The 20905-nt window shown below is 65.0% G+C and carries 20 protein-coding genes; 15 read left to right on the top strand and 5 right to left on the bottom strand.

What is annotated here, in order from left to right; translation table 11 throughout:
• Together WAN02_RS00890 and WAN02_RS00885 are read left to right on the top strand one after the other, a co-directional pair.
• Positions 1–309: cytochrome P450 (locus WAN02_RS00890; protein WP_422261933.1), on the top strand; the 309-nt coding region annotated here is incomplete at its 5' end.
• 82 nt (positions 310–391) lie between these two features.
• Positions 392–682: a hypothetical protein gene (locus tag WAN02_RS00885; RefSeq protein WP_422261931.1), complete on the top strand. Its 291-nt coding sequence runs from the start codon at positions 392–394 to the stop codon at positions 680–682.
• A 22-nt stretch (positions 683–704) separates the two neighbouring features.
• Here WAN02_RS00885 and WAN02_RS00880 read toward each other — a convergent pair whose 3' ends face one another.
• Positions 705–1505, bottom strand: a complete 801-nt coding sequence (locus WAN02_RS00880; RefSeq protein WP_422261929.1) for a crotonase/enoyl-CoA hydratase family protein — start codon at positions 1503–1505, stop codon at positions 705–707.
• 33 nt (positions 1506–1538) lie between these two features.
• On the opposite strand from WAN02_RS00880, the gene WAN02_RS00875 reads away from it, so the two are divergent.
• Genes WAN02_RS00875 through WAN02_RS00865 form a run of 3 tightly spaced genes read left to right on the top strand, consistent with a single transcriptional unit; the run spans position 1539 to position 5582 of the window.
• Entirely contained in the window at positions 1539–3239 is a 1701-nt protein-coding gene (locus WAN02_RS00875) for an acyl-CoA synthetase (RefSeq protein WP_422261927.1), read from the top strand.
• Positions 3236–4003, top strand: a complete 768-nt coding sequence (locus WAN02_RS00870) for a fructosamine kinase family protein (protein ID WP_422261925.1) — start codon at positions 3236–3238, stop codon at positions 4001–4003. The genes WAN02_RS00875 and WAN02_RS00870 overlap by 4 nt, the downstream gene beginning before the upstream one ends.
• 22 nt (positions 4004–4025) lie before the next feature.
• Positions 4026–5582, top strand: coding sequence for an acetolactate synthase large subunit (locus WAN02_RS00865; protein ID WP_422261923.1), 1557 nt, complete (start codon positions 4026–4028; stop codon positions 5580–5582).
• Here the strand turns inward: WAN02_RS00865 and WAN02_RS00860 are convergent.
• The 4 genes from WAN02_RS00860 to WAN02_RS00845 all read right to left on the bottom strand — a co-directional run bounded on the left by WAN02_RS00860 (position 5568) and on the right by WAN02_RS00845 (position 10159).
• The gene (locus tag WAN02_RS00860) at positions 5568–6260 is read right to left on the bottom strand and encodes a serine hydrolase (protein ID WP_422261921.1); all 693 of its coding nucleotides are present in this window, start codon (positions 6258–6260) and stop codon (positions 5568–5570) included. The genes WAN02_RS00865 and WAN02_RS00860 overlap by 15 nt on opposite strands.
• Positions 6242–7750 carry a long-chain-fatty-acid--CoA ligase FadD17 gene (gene fadD17 / locus WAN02_RS00855; protein WP_422261919.1) on the bottom strand — a complete coding sequence of 503 codons (1509 nt, stop codon included), beginning with the start codon at positions 7748–7750 and terminating at the stop codon, positions 6242–6244. Before fadD17 ends, WAN02_RS00860 begins: the two co-directional genes overlap by 19 nt.
• A gap of 112 nt (positions 7751–7862) precedes the next feature.
• On the bottom strand, positions 7863–8960 hold the full coding sequence (locus tag WAN02_RS00850) for an acyl-CoA dehydrogenase family protein (protein ID WP_422261917.1): 1098 nt from the start codon (positions 8958–8960) through the stop codon (positions 7863–7865).
• A 17-nt stretch (positions 8961–8977) separates the two neighbouring features.
• On the bottom strand, positions 8978–10159 hold the full coding sequence (locus tag WAN02_RS00845; protein WP_422261915.1) for an acyl-CoA dehydrogenase family protein: 1182 nt from the start codon (positions 10157–10159) through the stop codon (positions 8978–8980).
• 178 nt (positions 10160–10337) lie between these two features.
• Between WAN02_RS00845 and WAN02_RS00840 the strand changes: the two genes are divergently transcribed.
• The 10 genes from WAN02_RS00840 to WAN02_RS00795 form a co-directional block, all read left to right on the top strand.
• Positions 10338–10529 carry a ferredoxin gene (locus WAN02_RS00840; RefSeq protein ID WP_325693690.1) on the top strand — a complete coding sequence of 64 codons (192 nt, stop codon included), beginning with the start codon at positions 10338–10340 and terminating at the stop codon, positions 10527–10529.
• Positions 10530–10542: 13 nt separating this feature from the next.
• Positions 10543–11454, top strand: coding sequence for a 3-oxoacyl-ACP reductase (locus WAN02_RS00835; protein WP_422261913.1), 912 nt, complete (start codon positions 10543–10545; stop codon positions 11452–11454).
• Positions 11455–11719: 265 nt separating this feature from the next.
• On the top strand, positions 11720–12484 hold the full coding sequence (locus tag WAN02_RS00830; protein WP_422261911.1) for an MlaE family ABC transporter permease: 765 nt from the start codon (positions 11720–11722) through the stop codon (positions 12482–12484).
• Between the two features lie 4 nt (positions 12485–12488).
• Entirely contained in the window at positions 12489–13331 is an 843-nt protein-coding gene (locus tag WAN02_RS00825; RefSeq protein ID WP_325687543.1) for an ABC transporter permease, read from the top strand.
• Positions 13332–13339: 8 nt separating this feature from the next.
• Positions 13340–14542 carry an MCE family protein gene (locus WAN02_RS00820; protein WP_422261909.1) on the top strand — a complete coding sequence of 401 codons (1203 nt, stop codon included), beginning with the start codon at positions 13340–13342 and terminating at the stop codon, positions 14540–14542.
• Positions 14542–15591 (top strand): MCE family protein, encoded by a 1050-nt coding sequence (locus tag WAN02_RS00815; protein ID WP_422261907.1) that lies wholly within the window; start codon positions 14542–14544, stop codon positions 15589–15591. The genes WAN02_RS00820 and WAN02_RS00815 overlap by 1 nt, the downstream gene beginning before the upstream one ends.
• Positions 15578–16648 (top strand): MCE family protein, encoded by a 1071-nt coding sequence (locus tag WAN02_RS00810; RefSeq protein ID WP_422261905.1) that lies wholly within the window; start codon positions 15578–15580, stop codon positions 16646–16648. Before WAN02_RS00815 ends, WAN02_RS00810 begins: the two co-directional genes overlap by 14 nt.
• Positions 16645–18060, top strand: coding sequence for a virulence factor Mce family protein (locus WAN02_RS00805; RefSeq protein WP_422261903.1), 1416 nt, complete (start codon positions 16645–16647; stop codon positions 18058–18060). Before WAN02_RS00810 ends, WAN02_RS00805 begins: the two co-directional genes overlap by 4 nt.
• Positions 18057–19217 carry an MCE family protein gene (locus WAN02_RS00800; RefSeq protein WP_422261901.1) on the top strand — a complete coding sequence of 387 codons (1161 nt, stop codon included), beginning with the start codon at positions 18057–18059 and terminating at the stop codon, positions 19215–19217. The genes WAN02_RS00805 and WAN02_RS00800 overlap by 4 nt, the downstream gene beginning before the upstream one ends.
• A partial coding sequence (locus WAN02_RS00795) for an MCE family protein (RefSeq protein ID WP_422261899.1) occupies positions 19217–20905 on the top strand: 1689 nt, incomplete at its 3' end. The genes WAN02_RS00800 and WAN02_RS00795, both read left to right, overlap by 1 nt.

Genomic DNA, 20905 nt, shown 5'->3' with positions numbered 1-20905 from the left:
GGCGAGAAGATCATGTTGCTGTTCGAGTCGGCGAATTTCGACGAGGCGATGTTCGAGAACGCCGACCAGTTCGACATCCGCCGAGACCCCAACAGCCACGTGGCTTTTGGCTTCGGCACCCACTTCTGTCTGGGCAACCAGTTGGCCCGTTTGGAGTTGAGACTGATGACCGATCGGGTGCTCGACCGCCTCCCCGATCTGCGGCTGGCCGCCGACGGCGATGTGTTGCCCCTCCGTCCGGCCAACTTCGTCAGCGGCCTGGAGTCGATGCCGATGGTTTTCACACCCGGCAGCCAGGTTCTCGCCTAGCCGAGAAGGCGCGCATCTAATTGCGCAAAGATTAGGGATATCCCTGATGTCGCCGGCTGCGGCCGTCATTACCGTGAGCCCGATGAGCGTCGGTGAGACGGGCGTGCGGTGCTTTCTCGTCGAGTGGTACGGACCGGCGGCGATCGCGTGCACCGTCGGCGAGGCCGCCAAGCTGCTCAGCTCCCGGCTTGAGTCCGCGGAGGGTGCGCAACTGCGCCGTCTGATGACTGTCGCGATACCAGACGACGACTACGCCTTCGGAATTTTCGCCGCCGCGTCGGCAGATGCCGTCGAGCAGGTCTGCATCGAGGCCGGGGCGCGTCCGGACCGCATCAGTGCCGCCATCGGATGGCCCAGCACGATCGGCTGTTGATCTCCGCCGGAATCCCGATGCGTCAGCGGTTCTTGAACTGCGGGGCGCGCTTCTCCTTGAAGGCCAACGGGCCCTCCTTGGCGTCCTCGGACAGGAACACGCTGATGCCCAGCTGGGTGTCGATCTTGAATGCGTCGTTTTCCGGCAGGCCCTCGGTTTCGCGGATGGAGCGCAGGATGGCCTGCACGGCCAGCGGCCCGTTGTTGGCGATCACGTCGGCGATCTCGAGGGCCTTGGCCAGCGCGTCGCCGTCCGGAACGACGTAGCCGATCAAGCCGATCTCCTTGGCCTCCGCGGCGCTGATGTGCCGTCCGGTCAGCAGCAGATCGGCGGCAACCGTGTAGGGAATCTGGCGCACCAGTCGCACCGCCGAGCCGCCCATCGGATACAGGCTCCACTTGGCTTCGGAGATGCCGAACTTGGCGCTTTCGCCCGCGATGCGGATGTCGGTGCCCTGCAGGATCTCGGTGCCGCCGGCGATCGCCGGACCCTCGACCGCCGCGATCAGCGGCTTGGTCAGCCGCCGGCCCTTGAGCAGGGCGTCGATGCGCGACGGGTCGTAGCTGCCGTCCTTGAACGAGTCGCCGGGTGGGCGTGCGGTTGCGGCCTTGAGGTCCATGCCCGCGCAGAAGTAGCCGCCGGCCCCGGTCAGGATGCAGCAGCGAATGTCCGGATCGGTGTCGACGCGGTCCCAGGCCTCGACCATGATCGAGAGCATCTCGGTGGAAAGTGCATTACGGGCTTCAGGGCGATTCAACGTCAAGATCAAAGTGTGTCCGCGCTGCTCAATGAGGGCGTCAGCGTTCTTTTCGGACTCGCTCACGGGTGATCGCCTTCCTGCGCGCCTGCCTGAAACTTGTCAGGAAATGTAACACGTTCTAATTTAGGGTCCGTGGCCCTGAATATTGCCGATTTGGCGGAGCACGCCATCGATGCCGTCCCTGACCGTGTAGCGCTGATCTGCGGTGAGGAGCAACTGACCTACGCCCAGCTCGAAGAGAAGGCCAATCGCCTCGCGCACTACCTGCAGGAGCGGGGCGTGAAGAAGGACGACAAGGTCGGCCTCTACTGCCGCAACCGCATCGAGATCGTGATCGCGATGGTCGGAATCGTCAAGGCGGGCGCGATCCTGGTCAACATCAACTACCGCTATGTCGAGGGCGAACTGCGCTACCTGTTCGAGAACTCCGACATGGTCGCGCTGGTGCACGAACGCCAGTACTCCGAGCGGGTCGCCAACGTGCTGCCGGACACCCCCAACGTCAAGACGGTCCTGGTGATCGACGACGGCTCCGACATTCCCGACACGGCGTACCAGAGCTACGGCGGCGTCGAGTTCTACGCCGCGATCGCCGACAGCTCGGCCGAGCGTGATTTCGGCCCGCGCAGCGCCGACGACATCTACCTGCTCTACACCGGCGGCACCACCGGATTCCCGAAGGGCGTCATGTGGCGCCACGAGGACATCTACCGGGTGCTGTTCGGTGGAACCGACTTCGCCACAGGCGAATTCATCAAGGACGAGTATGACCTGGCCAAGGGCGCCGCTGCCAATCCGCCGATGGTCCGTCACCCGATTCCGCCGATGATCCACGGCGCAACCCAGTCGGCCACCTGGATGTCGATCTTCTCAGGCCAAACCACCGTGCTGGCACCGGAATTCAATGCGGATGAAGTCTGGCGCACGATTCACGACCACAAGGTGAACCTGCTGTTCTTCACCGGTGATGCGATGGCGCGCCCGTTGCTCGACGCGCTGCTAGCAGCGCAGGAAGGCGCTGCGGGAACCGAGGCGTACGATCTGTCGTCGCTGTTCTTACTCGCCTCCACAGCAGCGCTGTTTTCACCCAGCATCAAGGAGAAGTTCCTCGAGTTGCTTCCCAACCGGGTCATCACCGACTCAATTGGTTCGTCGGAGACCGGTTTTGGCGGCACCAGCATCGTCGCCAAAGACGCACCACACGCCGGCGGCCCGCGCGTGACGATCGACCACCGGACCGTCGTCCTCGACGACGACGGGAACGAGGTCCAGCCAGGCTCCGGAATCCGCGGCTTCATCGCCAAGAAAGGCAACATTCCCGTCGGCTACTACAAGGACGAGAAGAAGACCGCCGAGACCTTCCAGACCATCAAAGGCGTCCGCTACGCGATTCCGGGCGACTACGCGACGGTCGAGGAGGACGGTAGCGTCACGATGCTCGGCCGAGGGTCGGTGTCGATCAACAGCGGCGGTGAGAAGATCTACCCCGAAGAGGTCGAGGCCGCTCTGAAGGGGCATCCCGACGTCTTCGATGCGTTGGTAGTCGGGGTGCCCGACCCTCGTTACGGCCAGCACGTGGCAGCAGTCGTGCAGGCTCGTCCCGGTTCGCGGCCGTCGCTATCCGACCTGGATAGCTTCGTGCGGGCCGAGATCGCGGGATACAAAGTACCGCGCAGCCTTTGGCTGGTCGACGAAGTGAAGCGCTCACCGGCCGGTAAACCTGACTACCGGTGGGCCAAAGAACAGACCGAGGCGCGCCCGGCGGACGACATACACGCCGCCCACGCGACCGCTTGACCGACTTCGTCAAGCGTCACACCGGCGCACCCGCCGGCTTCTTTGCCTGTGAAGCCGCTGGGCTCCAATGGCTTTCGCAAGCCGACGGTGGTGTGCCCTGTGTGCCGGTCGTCGCCGCAGATGCGACGAGCCTGACACTGCGGCGGCTGAAGTCGGTAACTCCAAGTTCTGCAGCGGCTTTCGAGTTCGGCGGCCGGCTGGCTGCCACGCACGATGCGGGAGCCATGGGCTTCGGTGCCGGTCCCGCCGGTTGGGACGGGCCGGGGTTCTTCGGGCCGCTGACCCAGCCGTTGCCGATGTCGCTGCGGCCGCATCGGCATTGGGGCCAGTTCTACGCCGACGAGCGGTTGGCCCCGATGGCCGCACTGGCCGCGCCGCGTCTGAGCGCGTCGACTCGCGCGGCGGTCGAAGGCGTCGCAACCCGCTGTCGGGCCGGCGACTTCGACGACGACGATCGGCCGGCCCGGCTGCACGGCGATCTGTGGGACGGCAATGTGATGTGGACGCCGGACGGCGTTGTGCTCATCGACCCGGCCGCACACGGCGGTCACCGGGAGAACGACCTGGCCATGCTCGCGCTGTTCGGCTGTCCGCAGTACGACGACATTGTCGAGGGTTACCAGCGAGTGCACCCGCTGCGACCGGGTTGGCGCACGCGGATCGGGCTGCATCAGCTTTTTGCACTGCTCGCCCATGTGGTGTTGTTCGGTGGCGGGCACGCGCAGCGGACCGGTGTCTGCGCCCGGGCGGCTTTAGCGCTCTAGCCACGCGAGCTAGGCTGCGTTGGTGAACGGCGCGCAGGCTCTGATCAATACCCTGGTCGACGGCGGCGTCGACGTATGCTTCGCCAACCCTGGCACGTCCGAGATGCACTTCGTCGCGGCCTTGGACACCGTTCCTCAGATGCGCGGCGTGCTGACCCTCTTCGAAGGCATCGCCACCGGCGCGGCCGACGGTTATGCACGCATCACGGGCCGGCCCGCCGCTGTGCTGCTGCATCTGGGCCCCGGGCTGGGCAACGGGCTGGCCAACCTGCACAACGCCCGACGCGCCCGCGTCCCGATGGTGGTGGTCGTCGGCGACCACGCCACCTATCACAAGAAGTACGACGCCCCACTGGAATCCGACATCGACGCCCTCGCCGGAAGCGTTTCGGGCTGGGTGCACCGGACGAGCGACGCCGCCGACGTCGCAGCTGACACGGTCGAGGCAATCACAGAAACCCGTGCCAATAACCAGATTTCGACGCTGATCTTGCCCGCCGATACCTCGTGGACGGACGGCGCCCAGATCGGCGAGAAATCGCCGGGCCAGCCGAAGCGGCCTGACGTCGAGGCGGATGCCGTCGAAGCCGCCACGGCGGTCTTGCGATCTGGCGAGCCCGCAGTGCTCCTGATCGGGGGCGATGCCACCCGCGGCGCGGGACTGACGGCGGCCGCCCGGATTGCCGAGGCCAGCGGAACCCGTTGGTATTGCGAGACATTTCCGACGCGGCTGGAGCGAGGGGCCGGGATCCCGGCGGTCGAGCGGATCCCGTATTTCGCCGAGGCCGTGGTGGCCCAACTGGAGGGCACAAAACATCTGATCCTGGCCGGGGCGGCGTCGCCGGTGTCGTTCTTCGCCTACCCCGGCAAGCCGAGTGATCTGGTGCCGGAGGGTTGCAGCGTACATGTGCTCGCCGGACCCACCGGTGCCGCACTAGCTTTGGCGGCGCTGGCTGACGACATCGCACCCGGCACGACAGCTGCCGTCGCAGCACTGTCCCGCCCTCAACTGCCGACCGGAGCGCTGACCGCCGTCTCGGTCGCCAATGTGGTCGGTGCACTGATGCCGGAAAACGCGATCGTCGTTGACGAGTCCAATACCTCCAGTGTGCCGCTGACGGCAGCGACCGCGGGCGCGCCCGCGCACGACTGGTTGACCCTGACCGGCGGGGCGATCGGCTACGGAATCCCGGCCGCCGTGGGTGCCGCTGTCGCCGCGCCCGACCGGCCGGTGTTGTGTCTGGAATCCGACGGATCTGCGATGTACACGATCTCGGGTCTGTGGACCCAGGCGCGGGAAGACCTCGATGTCACCACCGTCATCTACAACAACGGCGCCTATGACATCCTTCGACTCGAGCTGCAGCGGGTCGGCGCGAGCGCGACACCCGGCCCCAAAGCGCTTGATCTGCTCGATATATCTCGCCCGACAATGGATTTCGTCAAGATCGCCGAAGGTATGGGGGTACCGGCTCGGCGGGCCACCACTGCTGAGGAATTCGCCGACGCACTGCGTGCGGCGTTCGCCGAACCCGGTCCGCACCTGGTCGAGGCCGTCGTACCGTCATTGCTGGCTTAGGGCTTCATCGACGACCCAATCGGCCAGCCTGTTGACGACATCGACGCCGGCCTCGTACTCGCCGTCATGAACCTCGGCAGCAATAGCGACGCCTACCGTGCCGGATGCTGTCGGGACGATCCCGAACTGGCGGACCAGGTAGTCGTCGGCGAGGCCCGGGCCCCAACCACCCTTCGCAGCAAAGCCTTTGGCGGCCAGGCCCCAGCGGTGGTCGGTCGTGAGCCCGCGCATTAGATCGACCACGGGCGACGCCTCGGCAAGCTGAGCAAGTCCGGCCGCGAACCGGGCTTGGTCGGCCAGCGACCATCGCGTCTGCCCGAAGGCGGTATACCCCTCGCGGAGTCGTCGTGATTCGACCATGGTGGCTGGGTCGCCGGCCTCGCGGATCACGTCTTGTACCTGCTGTGCCGCACGGGCTGGATCGCCCAGCTGAGACCAGAGTTCCTCGGCGGCAGTGTTATCCGACTGGGCAATCGTCTGGGCAAAAAGCTCGTGACTACCGACGCCGGCCCGCGACGCCGCAATCACGAGTGGCACCTTGCTCGTCGACCAGGCGACACCGGACGTCCACGTGCCAAGGCAAACAGGACTCGACCCGACCGAGGCGATCGCGATACCGACCTCCGCGGAAAGCCGACTCGACAACGCGTTGAAGCTGTTCACCGCCGGATGGGCCACACCGGATCCGCGCAGTCCAGACCCTCGGCCGACAGTTGCCGCTTGAGCACCTTGTAAGTCGCGGTGCGCGGCAGGCTGGTGCTGACCCGGATGTATGAGGGCCACTGCTTGGGCCCGAGATCGGTCTGCTCAGCCAGGAATGCGCGGAATTTGTCGGTGTCGAATTCGGCGCCGGACGCCAGCACCAGAGCGGCCATCACCTGGTCGCCGACGGCCGGATCGGGCACCGCGTACACCGCGACCTCCGTCACATCCGGATGCCGTGCCAGCACCCGCTCGATCGGGGCGGTGCCGAGGTTCTCGCCGTCGACCCGTAGCCAGTCACCGAGTCGGCCGGCGAAGTACGCGTAACCGGCTTCGTCACGGTGGGCAAGGTCGCCGCTGTGGTATATGCCGCCGGCCATCCGCTGCGCGTTGGCCTCCGGATCGTTATAGTAGCCCTCGAAACGTCCTGCGCCAGTGACGTTTACCAGCTCGCCGACCACACCGACCGGGCAGGGCTGGCCGGTGTCGACGTCGATGATCTCGACCCCGTCGGGTATCGGCCCCAGAGCGCCATCCGGAGTGTCCGGTGTGCGACCGATGGCGATCCCGCCCTCTGTCGACCCGAACCCGTCGATGACCCGGCAGCCGAACCTGGCAGCGAAACGGTCGATGTCGGCGGGTGCGCCCTCGTTGCCGTACACCGACCGCAATGGATTGTCGGCGTCGTCGGGCCGCTCGGGTGTGGCGAGCACATACGACAGCGGCTTTCCCACGTAGTTCGCGTAGGTCGCACCGTAGTGGCGTACGTCGGGCAGAAAGCCCGACGCAGAGAACTTGCGCCGCAATACCATTGAGCCCCGGCAGGCGAGCGCCACCGCCCACCCGACCAGAACCGCGTTGGAATGGAACAACGGCATCGATGCGTAGCAGACGTCGCTCGGGCCGAGTCCGAAGCGATCGGTCATCGTCACGCCGGCGATCCCGACCTTGCCGTGGCTACACATGACAGCCTTGGGATTACCGCTGGTGCCCGAGGTGTAGATCAGCATGAACAGGTCATCGGGCACCGCGGCTTGAAATCGTATTTCGGCGTCACGATGTGCCGCGACCTCGTCAGCCCATGAGGCGGAGTCGACATTGAGGTGTTCGATATCGTCCAGCGTGCCAGCTGAATTCGTGTCGGCCAGGACCAGTTGGCAGTCGGCGTGGTCGATGTCTCGATGCAGCGCCGCGCCCCGGCGCACCGGGTTGAGTCCGACCGGGACAATTCCCGTCATCCCCGCGGCGACCAAGACCGAGGAGAAGAACGGTGTGTTCTCCAACAGCACCCCGACGTGCGGTGGCCGGCTCGGGTCAAGGCGCGCGCGCAGTGCCGCTGCGACCGCGGCGCCCTGCCGGAGATGGTCGCGCCAGCTGACGAATGAATCCTCGAAGTGGACGCCCCGATCGTCGACGTCAACCAGCGGGGCCAGCAGATCGGCGACGGTAGGAAGTGCGTCGCTCACCAGCCCGCCTCTCCCCCGCAAGCGGGTGGGGGTACCCCCAGCCGCGCAGCGGCGAGGGGGAGTGCCCCCACCTCGGGCCGCTGCACGAGCCGCATCGTCGCCGGGCGCACAGCTAGGCGGGGGTGTCCGCCAGCTCGCGACCGATCTTCAGCAGTTGACCGGTGGCACCGCCCAGCGCGAACTCGGTTTGCTTGGCGGCCAGGAAGTAGCGGTGCACCGGGTGGTCGGTGTCGATGCCGACACCGCCGTGAATGTGAACGATGCTGTGCGCCACCCGGTGCCCGGCATCAGCCGCCCAGAATGCTGCGGTCGCGACCTCGGTGTCGGCGGGCAGATCCTCGCTGAGTCGCCACGCCGCCTGGGTAAGTGTCAGGCGCAGGCCCTTGACGTCGATGTAGCCGTCCGCCAGCCGTTGCCCGACCGCCTGGAAGCTGCCGATCGGGCGGTCGAACTGCTCACGGGTCTGCGCGTATTCAGCGGTCAGCTGCAGACCGCGTTCGAGCACGCCGAGCTGGAACGCGCTGTGGCCCAGTACGTCCAGCGTCTTGATCCAGTTGACCACCTCGTCGTCGCCGACGACGCGTCCATTGCCGACCTCGACTCCGTCTAGCCGTAGATGTCCGATGCTGCCCAGGCCGGTGGTGTCCAGCGCGGTCACGGTGACGCCCGGGTCGCTGGTGGCGACCAGGAAAACGGAAGTCCCGGAATCGGTTTCGGCCGGGACGAGAAAGCCGTCGGCGACCGGTCCGTACGCGATCTGAGTGCGGGTTCCGGTCAGCCGGTAGCCGTCGCCGGCTGACGTGGCCTGCACCGGTCCGTCACCCATTTCGCCGTCGAGGGCAACGGCGAGGATCTTCTTTCCGCTCACCGCGGGGACACCCCAGTCCTGCTGGAGTTCGGTGGAGCCGAACCGGGCCAGCGCTCCGGCGGCCAGCACCACCGAGTCGAGGTAGGGCACAGCGGCCAGCTGGTGGCCGAGGCCGACCAGTACAGCGACCTCTTCGAGGACGCCAAACCCGCCTCCACCCAAGGATTCTGGTGCGGCAGTGGAGAGGATGTCGGCGTCGATGAGCTTGCTCCACAGCTCGCGGTCGAACCGTTGGTCGAGGCCGTCAAGCTTGCGCTGATGTTCGGGCGTGCACACCGCGTCGACGATCGTGGTGACCAGACCACCGAGGTCCTGCGCGGCTTCGGTTGTTGAGAAGTCCATGGGTTCTCCAGAATTCGCTAGCGGTTGGCTCGGGGAAGGCCGAGCGCCACCATGCCGATGATGTCGCGTTGCACCTCGTTGGTGCCGCCGCCGAAGGTCAGGATCAAGCAGGCGCGGTGCATCCGCTCGACCCGGCCGCGCAGCAATGCGCCGGGCGAATCCTGTCGCACGGTCGCCGCGGTGCCCAAGACCTCCATCAGCAGCCGGTAAGCCTCGGTGGCCAGCTCGGTGCCGAAAACCTTGGCCGCCGACGCGTCCGCCGGCGACGGTGACGCGGACTCCGACGAGGCCAGCTCCCAGTTGATCAGCTTGAGGACCTCGACCTTGGCGTGCACCCGGGCCAGGTTCAGCTGCACCCATTCCGAATCGATGAGCCGGGCGCCGGCGGCATCCTTGGTGTTCTGCGCCCAGTCCCGAACCTGGTTGAGCGCCATGATGATCGGCATCGGCGACACCAGCGCTACGCGCTCGTGGTTGAGCTGGTTGGTCACCAGCTTCCAGCCGCCGTTCTCCTCGCCCACCCGGTTGGCGACCGGAACACGAACGTCCTGGTAGTACGTCGCACTGGTGTCCACTCCGGACATGGTGTGCACCGGCGTCCAGGAGAAGCCTTCTGAGCTGGTTGGCACGATCAGCATCGAGATGCCGCGGTGCTTCTTGGCTTCGGTGTTGGTGCGGACCGCCAGCCAGACGTAGTCGGCGTAGGCGATCAGGCTGGTCCACATCTTCTGGCCGTTGACCACGTAGTCGTCACCGTCGCGCACCGCGGTGCTTCGCAGGTTCGCCAGGTCGGTGCCGGCGCCGGGCTCGGAGTAGCCGATGGAGAAGTGCAGTTCCCCTTTAGCGATGCGCGGCAGGTAGAACTTCTTCTGCTCCTCGGTGCCGAACGCCATGATCGTCGGCGCGACGCTGTTGATGGTCAGGAACGGCACCGGTGCGCCGGCGATCGCCGCCTCGTCGGTGAAGATCAGCGAGTCCATCGGGGAGCGGTCCTGGCCGCCGTACTCCTTGGGCCAGTTCAGGGTGAGCCACCCGTCCTTGCCCATCTGTGCGACCGTCTCGCGGTAGACGTTGCCCTCGCCGACCTCTCCCGATGTCGAGCTCAGCGCCTCACGGCGCTCCGGGGTGACGAGCTTGGTGAAGTACGACCGCAGCTCGCGACGCAGCTCCTCTTGCTCCGGGGTGTAACTGATGCGCATCCGGCCGCCCTCCAGTCGTGGGTGAGTTGTGCGGCAGCCTGCATCAACGGCTACCCATTCGCTTCCCTGGTTGTAACACGTTCTAGTCTGGGGGTCCAGCGACCGTTCGCCTGGACGCAACCGGGACGCGTCGTATGGTGGGCATACCGAAATGAAAGCCACGTTCTAGGAGGGCGTCGTGCGGGTGATAGTCGACCACGACCGGTGTGAAGGCAACGCAGTGTGCTTGGGAATCGCGCCGGATATCTTCGACCTCGATGACGAGGATTACGCGGTGGTGAAGACCGATCCGGTTCCGGCCGATCAGGAGGCGGCGGCCGAGCAGGCGATCCACGAATGCCCGCGAGCAGCCCTGGTACGCGAAGACTAGAGGTATTCATAAATTGACTAGCAGCACGAATTCGGCCGATCTATCCGGAAAGGTCGCGGTGGTGACCGGCGCGGCGGCGGGCCTGGGCCGCGCCGAGGCGATCGGCTTAGCCCGCGCGGGCGCGACCATCGTCGTCAATGACATCGCCGCCGCGCTGGATGCCTCGGACGTCATCGACGAAATCACCACCGCCGGCTCCAAGGCCGTTGCCGTCGCAGGCGACATCAGCCAACGCGACACGGCTGACGAATTGGTCAGCACCGCCGACGGCCTGGGCGGCCTGAGCATCGTGGTGAACAACGCCGGGATCACGCGGGACCGGATGCTGTTCAACATGTCCGACGAAGACTGGGACGCGGTGATCGCCGTGCACCTGCGCGGTCATTTTCTGTTGACCCGCAATGCCGCCACCTATTGGCGGTCGAAGGCGAAAGAGGCCGGCGGATCGGTGTACGGCCGCATCGTCAACACCTCGTCGGAGGCCGGCCTGGTGGGCCCGGTCGGGCAGGCGAACTACGGAGCGGCGAAGGCGGGCATCATCTCGCTGACTCTGACCGCCGCCCGGGGTCTGGGCCGGTACGGGGTGTGCGCGAATGCGATCGCCCCGCGGGCGCGGACCGCGATGACCGCCGAAGTCTTCGGTGACGCACCCGAGGTTGCTGACGGCGAAATTGATCCGCTGTCGCCCGAGCACGTGGTCACCCTGGTGCGATTCCTGTCATCGCCGGCGGCCAAGGACGTCAACGGCCAGGTATTTGTCGTATACGGCCCGCGAGTGACTTTGATGGCGGCGCCCACCATCGAGCATCAGTTTGACGCGCGTGCGCAGGCGTGGGATCCCGACAACCTCAGCGCCGAACTCAGCGATTACTTTGCGGGCCGTGATCCGAAACGCACTTTTTCGGCGGTCGGTTTAGTGGACTGATTTTCCGGGTCGGGAGCCCTGGGTCGGGAATCGAAGTCGACTAGAACACGTTCCAGAATGACCTGCGTCACAAAGGCTCTGACCTGCTGAAACTACTAACATTTGTCTAATTCCGCAGTTCTTTGACACGCCGAACGTGTTCTAGTTACGATTGGCCGGCTCACGCGGACCGCTACGGGCTCAGAAACAAGCTAAAGCGGCGCAACCGGGGAAACAAGGGCTTCGCTCTGAGACGTGGAGACACCCGCGCGAGAAGGGAACCAGGTTGATCGAACAGCTCGTGGTCCCGGCCCGGGCAGTGGGCGGCTTCGTTGAGATGGCCCTCGATACCTTCCGTAAGACATTCCAGCGGCCTTTCCAGTTCCGTGAGTTCCTCGACCAGACCTGGATGATCGCCCGGGTTTCGCTGATCCCGACGTTGCTGGTGGCGATCCCGTTCACCGTTTTGGTGGCGTTCACGCTCAACATTCTCCTTCGTGAGATCGGCGCCGCCGACCTGTCCGGTGCGGGCACCGCGTTCGGAACCATCACCCAGCTGGGACCCGTCGTCACCGTGCTGGTGGTGGCCGGCGCGGGTGCCACCGCAATCTGCGCCGACCTGGGTGCGCGCACCATCCGCGAGGAAATCGACGCGCTGCGAGTGCTGGGCATCGATCCGATTCAACGACTGGTGGTGCCCAGAGTGCTGGCGTCGACCTTCGTCGCGCTGCTCCTCAACGGGCTGGTCTCGGCGATCGGCATCGCCGGTGGCTACGTCTTCTCGGTGTTGTTGCAGGGGGTCAACCCGGGTGCATTCGTCAACGGGTTGACCGTGCTGACCCACCTCGGCGAGCTGGTGCTGTCCGAGGTCAAGGCTTTGCTGTTCGGCGTGGTCGCCGGACTGGTCGGTTGCTACCGGGGGCTCACGGTCAAGGGCGGCCCGAAAGGTGTCGGTGTCGCCGTCAACGAGACGGTGGTTTACGCGTTCATCTGCCTGTTCGTGATCAACGTCATCATGACCGCGATCGGCGTTCGAGTGCTGGCCCGGTAAAGCGATGAGCTACGACGCCACGGTGCGGATTCGCCGCTTCTTCCACCGGTTCGCCGGACCGGTCGACACCTTCGGCGAGCAGGCGCTGTTCTACGGCGAGTCGATGCGCTACATCCCGAACGCGCTCACCCGCTATCGCAAAGAGACGATCCGGCTGATCGCCGAAATGACAATGGGTACAGGCGCATTGGTGCTCATCGGCGGAACGGTCGGCGTTGCAGCGTTTTTGACGCTGGCGTCAGGTGGCGTTATCGCGGTGCAGGGCTATGAGTCGTTGGGCAACATCGGTATCGAGGCGTTGACCGGTTTCTTGTCCGCGTTCCTCAATGTGCGTATCGTCGCGCCGGTGGTTGCCGGGATCGCGCTGGCCGCCACCATTGGTGCGGGTACGACAGCCCAACTGGGCGCGATGCGGGTCGCCGAGGAGATCGATGCCATCGAGTCGATGGCCGTGCATTCGGTGTCCTACCTGGTGTCGACCCGGCTGATCGCGGGTTTGATCGCGATCGTCCCGCTCTACTCGCTTGCCGTACTGGCCTCGTTTTTCGCCGCACGATTCACCACGGTGTTCATCAACGGGCAGTCGGCCGGTCTGTACGACCACTACTTCAGCACCTTCCTCATTCCCACCGATCTACTGTGGTCGTTCCTGCAAGCCATCGTGATGTCGATCGCGGTGATGCTGATACATACGTACTACGGCTACAACGCTTCTGGCGGTCCGGTGGGTGTCGGCCTGGCAGTCGGCCAGGCGGTGCGCACGTCGCTGATTGTGGTCGTCGTCATTACTTTGTTCATCTCGCTGGCGGTCTACGGCGCGTCCGGTAACTTCAACCTCTCCGGGTAAGGGGGACAGTGGCAAGCACCGGTGCGCAACGCACTCACGTCAGGCTGGCAGCGGCGCTGCTGGCCTCTCTGTTGGTGGCGGCTGTGGTGCTCACTTACCTCTCCTACACGGCGGCGTTTTCCCCGACCGACACCGTGACTCTGACCGCGCCGCGGGCCGGGCTGGAGATGGACCGCGGCAACAAGGTGAAATATCGCGGAGTCCAGATCGGCAAGGTCGACGACATCAGCTATGCGGGCGAGGACGCTCAGTTAAGGCTCGCCATTGACGGCGGCGAGTTGCACTACATCCCCTCCAACGCCGCCGTGCACATCGCCAGCAGCACCGTATTTGGTGCGAAGTCAGTGGAGTTCGTTCCTCCGAAATCACCGTCGCCCGCTGCGTTGCGCCCGGGTGCGCACCTCGCGGTGTCGGCAGTTTCGTTGGAGGTCAACACGCTGTTCCAGTCGCTCATCGGCCTGCTGCAAAAGATCGATCCTGTCGAGTTGAACGGGACGCTGAGCGCGCTGGCCGAAGGTCTACGGGGACATGGCAAAGACCTGGGCGGAGTGCTGTCGGGCCTGAATACCTTTACGCAGCAACTCAATCCAAAGCTACCCATTTTGCAGCAGGACTTCCGGAGGACGGCCGCCGTCGCCAACATTTACGCGGATGCGGCACCCGACCTGGTCACAGTTTTCAACAACACGCCGACGATCGCCAAGACGGTGGTCGACGAGCAGAGCAATCTGAATACCGCACTCTTGTCCGCAATTGGCTTGTCCAACAACGCTTATGACACATTGGCGCCTGCCGAGCAGAATTTGATCGACGCGATCAAACGGCTGCGCGCTCCGCTGAAAGTCACCGCCGACTATTCACCGGAATTCGGCTGCCTCTTCGGAGCCATCAACCGCGGTATCCAAGAATTCGCACCGATCCTCGGTGTCAAGAAAGCGGGCCTGTTCACCTCGTCGAGCTTCGTCCTGGGTGCGCCGACGTACACCTATCCGGAGAGCCTGCCGAGGGTCAACGCCTCCGGTGGTCCGAACTGCCGCGGACTGCCCGACCTTCCCACCAAGCAGACCGGCGGCTCCTGGTACCGCGCTCCATTCCTGGTGACCGACAACGCGAATATCCCCTATGAGCCGTTCACCGAGGTGCAGGTGGATGCTCCGTCGACGTTGCAATGGTTGTTCCACGGCGCATTTGCTGAGCGGGACGACTTCTGATGGACAGCTACGAATCGCAGCGCTCCATCATGATAAAGGTCGGCATCTTCACCATCACCATGTTGCTGGTGGCATTCGGTCTGGTGGTGACCTTCGGGGAGTTCCGCTTCGGGCCGTCAAACACCTACCACGCCAACTTCATTGACGCGACCCGGCTGAAGGGAAACCAGAAGGTCCGGATTGCCGGTGTGCCGGTCGGCTCGGTGAACGAGGTCAAACTCAACCCGAACAACACCGTGGACGTGGCTTTCAGTGTGGACAAGCGCTACACGCTCTACTCGTCGACGCGCGCGCTGATCCGGTACGACAACTTGGTGGGCGACCGGTTCCTGGAAATCGCCTCGGGCCCTGGGGAATTGCGCAAGCTCCCGCCCGGAGGGACCATCGACCAGCGCCACACCCAGCCGGCTCTGGACCTCGACGCGCTCCTCGGCGGCCTACGCCCGGTGCTCAAGGGACTGGATGCCGACAAGGTCAACACGATCAGCAGCTACGTGATCGACCTGCTGCAGGGCCAAGGCGGCGCACTGTCCAACCTGCTGGCCAACACAAATTCGTTCGGGTCGACGCTCGGCGCGCACGACCGTGCTATCGGTGACGTGATCACCAATCTCAATGCCGTGCTGGCCACCGTCGACGCCAAAGGGGCGCAGTTCTCCGACACCGTCGACCAGCTGCAGAAACTGATCACCGGGCTGGCCGGGGGCCGTGACGCGATCGCGGGCGCGATACCACCACTGGCCACCACCACGTCGGATCTGACTGATCTACTGAAGCATTCACGCCGACCGCTGCAAGGCACCCTGGAGAACCTCCGCCCGCTCGCCGGAGAATTGAACGATCGACTGCCCGAGTTGAACAACGACATCGAGCAACTCGGCGAGGACTACCTCCGGCTGTCGGCGCTCGGCGCCTACGGTGCGTACTTCAACATTTACTTCTGCACGGTGTCGCTGAAGATCAACGGCCCGGCCGGCAGCGACATCATCCTCCCGCTGGGTGGCCAGGTGGATCCGAGCAAAGGCAGGTGCGCTTTTGTCAACAAGTAGCACCCAACGCCGCGACCGCGACCCACTCCGCACCGGGATCTTCGGAGTGGTCCTGGTGGTGTGCGTCATCCTGGTCGCGTTCGGCTACACCAAGCTGCCGTTCTGGCCGCAAGGCCGGCCCTACACCGCCTATTTCGCCGACGCCGGCGGGATCAACCCCGGCAACGACGTCTACGTCTCCGGCATCAAAGTGGGCAAGGTGCAAGCAGTTACGCTCGCCGGCGAAAACGCCAAGATCGCTTTCACCGTGGATCGCCACGTGAACGTCGGCGATCAGTCGCTCGCGGCAATCCGCACCGAGACAATCCTCGGGCAGCGGGCGGTGGCCGTGACCCCGGCGGGATCGGGTATGGCCACCACCATCCCACTGAGCCGGACGACGACGCCGTACGCTCTTGGCTCCGCGCTGGAAGACTTGGGCCACAACGCCGGCGACTTGGACAAGGCCCAGTTCGAGAAATCGCTGAAGGTCCTCACCGACGCCTTGCACGACGCCACCCCGCAACTGCGCGGTGCGCTGGACGGCATCACCTCGCTGTCGCGCAGTTTGAATACCCGCGACGAAGCGCTGGAGCAACTGCTGGCACATGCCAAATCAGTGACCGGAGTGCTCGCCGAGCGTGCTGGGCAGGTGAACAAGCTGATCGTCGACGGGAACCAGTTGTTCGCTGCGATCGATGCGCGCCGTGCCGCGCTGGCGGAGCTGATCTCCGGCATCGACGACGTCTCGGCGCAGCTGTCGGGCTTCGTCGCCGATAACCGCAAGGAGTTCGGCCCCGCGCTGAGCAAGCTCAACACCGTGCTGGACGACCTCAACGAACGTCGTGACTACATCAGTGAGGCGCTGAAACGGTTGCCGGCCTATGCAACCACGCTCGGTGAAGTGGTCGGCTCCGGGCCCGGATTCAACGTGAACGTCTACGGTGTGCTCCCCGCCCCGATCGTCGGGATCATGTTCGACGCCGTGTTCCAGCCCGGCAAGCTGCCGGCCAGCTTCGCGGACTACTTGCGCGGCCTCGTCCAAGAGCGCTGGAAGTTGAGGCCGCAGTCGCCATGACACTTTCCTCCGCTTTACGGGAACGTCGCCGCGGGTTGCGGCTGGCGTTGGCAATCTTGCTTGCCGTCTTTGTCGTTGTGGGCGCCTACCTGGCCTGGCCGGGCCGCAGCGGCAACAAGATCGTCGGCTACTTCACCTCGGCGGTCGGGCTGTACCCCGGGGACCAGATCCGGATCGTCGGCGTGCCGGTGGGCACCATCGAGTCGATCGAACCGCGGGCCGAAGACGTGAAAATCACCATGTCCGTGGATCGCGATGTCAAGGTTCCCGCGGACGCTCGCGCAATCATCATGTCGCCCAATTTGGTTGCGGCGCGGTTCATCCAGCTCGCCCCCGCGTACACCAGCGGGCCGGCGTTGCCCAACGGCGCGACCATCGCGTTGGCCCACACCGCCGTCCCGGTCGAGTGGGACGAGGTCAAGCAATCGCTGACTGATTTGGCCAAGCAGCTGAGCCCCGCGGCCGGGCAGCTGCAGGGGCCGCTGGGCAAGGCGATCAACCAGGCCGCGGACACGTTCAACGGCACGGGTGACTCGTTCCGTACCTCACTGCGCGAACTGTCGCGCGCCGCTGGCCGACTGGGTGATTCACGCACCGACATCTTCGGCACGGTCAAGAACCTGCAGGTGTTGGTCGATGCGCTTTCGGCGAGCAACGAGCAGATCGTCGCGTTTTCCGGCCATGTGGCCTCGGTATCGCAGGTGCTCGCCAAGAGCTCGACGCATCTCGACAACACCCTCGGAACCTTGAACCAGGCACTGATCGACGTCAAAGGCTTTCTACAGCAGAACAACTCGACGCTGATCGGAACAGTCGACAAGCTCACCGACCTGACCCAGGTGTTGAGCGACCAAAGTGAAGACATCGAGCAGGTGCTGCACGTCGCCGGCCCCGGCATCGCCAACTTCTACAACATCTACGACCCCGCGCAGGGGACGCTGAACGGGCTGATCTCGATCCCCGAGTTCGCCAACCCGGTGCAATTCATCTGCGGCGGTTCGTTCGACACCACTGCGGGTCCGTCCGGACCCGAGTACTACAAGCGCGCCGAGATCTGCCGCGAGCGGTTGGGGCCGCCACTACGCCGGCTGACGTTCAATTACCCGCCGTTCATGTTCCACCCGCTCAACATGATCACCGCTTACAAGGGCCAGATCCAATACGACACCCCGGAGACCCAGGCCAGGGCACAGACACCCATTCCAGACCTGCACTGGATACCGGCGCCCGGGGCGCATCCGCCCAATCCGGCCGACCTGCAGGCGCTGATGGTTCCGCAGGCATCGACCAACGGTCCAGCGCCTGGCGCGCCCGCCGCGACGCCAAACCCGTTCGGCCCCCGGCCGGGTCCTGCACCGGCTGCCCCGGCGCCCTCTCTGCCCTTGCCGGCCGAGCAGGGGGCCGGGCGATGAGGCGGATCTGGTTGCGCGGCAGCGCATTGGCCGCAGGCAGCGCGCTGCTTGCGGGGTGCCAGTTCGGCGGATTGAACTCGGTCGCCCTGCCCGGTACCGCAGGCCACGGCACGGGCTCATTCTCGATCACGGTCAATCTGGCCGACGTGGCGACTCTGCCGCAGAATTCGCCCGTCATGGTCGACGACGTCACGGTAGGCAGCGTTTCGGGCATTGACGCGATGCAGCGCACCGATGGGAGTTTCTATGCCGCGGTCAAGCTGACACTGGACCGCAACGTGGTGTTACCGGCCAATTCCATTGCCCGGGTGGCGCAGACCTCGCTGCTTGGTTCCCAGCATGTCGAGTTGGCGGCGCCACCGAATCAGCCGCCAACGGGCAGGCTGGTCGACGGTTCGGCCATTCAGGAAACCCGAACCAGTCGCTTCCCGACCACCGAGGAAGTGTTCTCCGCGCTCGGTGTCGTGGTCAACAAGGGTAACCTGGGTGCGCTGCAAGAGATTACCGACGAGACCTATCAGGCGGTCGCCGGTAGGGAAGGCCAGTTCAACAATTTGGTGCCGCGGCTGGCCGAACTCACGGCCGGGCTGAACAATCAAGTCAACGACATCGTTGCGGCCATCGACGGACTGGACCGGTTCTCGGCGATTCTGGCCAACAACAAGGACAGCCTCGGGCGGACGCTGGAAACGCTTCCCGAGGCGCTGCGAGTGCTCAACAAGAACCGTGACAAGATCGTCGAGGCGTTCGGCGCTCTCAAAAGGGTGTCAACAGTTGCGGCGCAGGTCCTTTCACAAACAAAAGTGGATTTCGCCGCGGACCTCAAAGACATCTACGCCAACACCAAGGCGCTGGCCGACAACCGCAAGAACTTCGTGACGTCCAATCAGCTGCTGCTGACGTTCCCGTTCCCGAACTTCGGTATCAAGCAAGCGGTACGGGGTGACTACCTCAATGTGTTCACCACCTTCGACCTCACGGTCCGACGGCTGGGCGAGACGTTCTTCACCACGTCGTGGCCACTGGACCCGAACATGCTGCACATGAAGGACATCCTCAATCCGCCGGACTTCCTACTCGGTGAAATGGCCAACCTCTCCGGGCAGGCCGCGGATCCGTTCAAGATCCCGCCGGGTACACCAGCAGGGAACAACTGATGCTGGACCGACTGACTCGCGTCCAACTGGCGATCTTCGCGGTGGTCACGGTGATCACCGTCGTCATCATGGCGATCTTCTACCTGCGGTTGCCGGCCGCGATGGGCATCGGCACCTACCGGGTGACAGCCAACTTCGTCGCAGGCGGCGGGCTGTACAAAAACGCCAACGTCACCTATCGCGGGGTCGCTGTGGGCCGTGTCGACTCGGTGGGTCTCACCCCCGACGGCGTCGACGCGGTGATGCGGCTGAACAGCGGCACCAATGTCCCGTCGAACGTCACCGCATCGGTGAAGAGCGTGTCGGCCATCGGTGAGCAGTACATCGACCTGGTGCCTCCCGAGCATGCGGCCACGACCAAGCTGCACAACGGATCTCGCATCGACCGGAACAACACCGTGATCAGTGTGGGAATCGCGACTCTGCTGCACCAGTCGGAGACACTGGTCAACAGCGTCGCTGACACCCGATTGCGCGGGTTACTGCACGAAACCTTCAACGCGTTCAACGGATCCGGCCCCGAGTTGGCCCGGCTGCTCGAGTCGTCCCGCCTGCTGGTGGACCAGGCCAATGCCGAATTCCCGCAGACGTCGCAGCTGATCGATCAAGTCGGCCCGTTTTTGCAGGCCCAAATTCGCTCCGGCAATGACATCAAGTCGCTGTCCGAAGGTCTGGCGCGGTTCACTTCCGAAGTGCACCAAGCTGATCCACAATTGCGTACGCTGCTGACGGTCGTGCCGCCGGCCGTGGATCAGGCCAACACGGCGTTCTCCGGTATCCGTCCCTCGTTCCCGATGCTGGCGGCCAACCTGGCCAACCTGGGCAGGGTAGGCGTCATCTATCACAAGTCGATTGAGCAACTTCTGGTGGTGCTGCCGGCATTGTTCGCCGCGATCATCACCGCGGCCAACGGCGAACCCCAGGACGAGGGCGCCAAGCTCGACTTCAAGGTCAACGTCGACCCGCCGCCGTGCACCACCGGATTCATTCCGCCACCGTTGATTCGGACCCCGGCCGACGAGACGCTGCGGGAGATCCCGACCGACATGTACTGCAAGACCGCTCAGAACGATCCGGCAGCAGTACGCGGAGCGCGTAACTACCCGTGTCAGGAATTCCCTGGCAAGCGGGCCCCGACCGTGGCACTCTGCCGTGATCCCAAGGGTTATGTGCCGATCGGTACCAACCCGTGGCGCGGACCGCCGATCCCGTACGGCACCCCGGTGACGAACGGGCTGAACATTTTGCCGCCCAACAGGTATCCGTTCATTCCGCCGCAAAATGACCCTGACCCGGGAACGCCGGTAGCCGGGCCGCTGCCGCCGGGTGTGATCGAAGGTCCCGGCCCGGCGCCGCACCAGCCCTTCCCGACGCCGGCGCCGCCCAACACCGGTGGGACCGACGGTCGGCAGGCGTGGATTCCGCCGTCGCCGTACCCGCCGCAGGGCCCCGCCATACCGTTCCCCAAGGTCGTTCCCGCGCCGCCGCCGCCGGAGGGATTGCCCGGAGCGCCGTACCCGCCGGCAGAAAAGCCATGGGGCCCGCCGCCCGGCCCGGTTCCGCAGGCCAACGGCACGTCCTACACCACCTACGACGACGGCACCGGAGTTTTCCAGGACCCCGCAGGAGGCACTGGTATCTTCGCGCCCGGAAGAGTATCGACCGCGGAGAACTGGTTGGACCTGATG

This window comes from Mycobacterium sp., assembly GCF_049281135.1.
GTDB lineage: Bacteria > Actinomycetota > Actinomycetes > Mycobacteriales > Mycobacteriaceae > Mycobacterium.
Note: the sequence above shows the minus strand (reverse complement) of the source record. Positions and strands in the feature narration are given on the sequence as shown.

Bases quoted from the DNA above. Each gene is read 5' to 3' on its own strand.
- WAN02_RS00825 (WP_325687543.1), top strand. From the start codon at position 12,489: ATGAGCTACGACGCCACGGTGCGGATTCGCCGCTTCTTCCACCGGTTC.
- WAN02_RS00805 (WP_422261903.1), top strand. From the start codon at position 16,645: ATGACACTTTCCTCCGCTTTACGGGAACGTCGCCGCGGGTTGCGGCTG.
- WAN02_RS00845 (WP_422261915.1), bottom strand. From the start codon at position 10,159: ATGCGCATCAGTTACACCCCGGAGCAAGAGGAGCTGCGTCGCGAGCTG.
- WAN02_RS00885 (WP_422261931.1), top strand. From the start codon at position 392: ATGAGCGTCGGTGAGACGGGCGTGCGGTGCTTTCTCGTCGAGTGGTAC.
- WAN02_RS00800 (WP_422261901.1), top strand. From the start codon at position 18,057: ATGAGGCGGATCTGGTTGCGCGGCAGCGCATTGGCCGCAGGCAGCGCG.
- WAN02_RS00850 (WP_422261917.1), bottom strand. From the start codon at position 8,960: ATGGACTTCTCAACAACCGAAGCCGCGCAGGACCTCGGTGGTCTGGTC.
- WAN02_RS00815 (WP_422261907.1), top strand. From the start codon at position 14,542: ATGGACAGCTACGAATCGCAGCGCTCCATCATGATAAAGGTCGGCATC.